This window comes from Paracoccus nototheniae (assembly GCF_004335005.1).
Classification (GTDB): Bacteria; Pseudomonadota; Alphaproteobacteria; order Rhodobacterales; family Rhodobacteraceae; genus Paracoccus; species Paracoccus nototheniae.
On record NZ_RQRT01000215.1, the window covers coordinates 1 to 419 of the forward strand.

At 47.3% G+C, this 419-nt stretch carries 1 protein-coding gene; it reads left to right on the forward strand.

The window, feature by feature from the left end; translation table 11 throughout:
- A partial coding sequence (locus EG885_RS22510) for an MATE family efflux transporter (protein ID WP_242679811.1) occupies positions 1 to 419 on the forward strand: 419 nt, incomplete at both ends.

Consider the following 419-nt stretch of genomic DNA (forward strand, 5'->3'; position numbering starts at 1 on the left):
CTAACCGTTAGCTTCGCTTGGTTGACTCGGTTATCAGCACTCAGCGGCGATCTGGTGTTGGCTGTCAATACTATCTTACTTCAAGTACTCACTATCTCTGCTCTTGCTTTGGATGGCGTCGCAGTAGCTGCCGAGACTTTCAGTGTTCAGGCTGCAGGACGCAAAGACTGGGAGCAGTTCCGCTTAATTATTAAGCGTACTGGCATTGTAAGCTATGTCTTGGCTTTTTTCTTAAGCTGTATTTGGTGGTTAGCCATGCCCTACTATTTACCACTTATGACAGATCTTCAACCCGTCATAGACTTAGCATTTGACTACCGCTGGTACGCTATCATGCTGCCTATCATCGGTGTCGGTGCCTACTGGCTTGATGGGATATTTTTTGGACTTACTGCGGGTTATGCTATCCGTAATGCCGC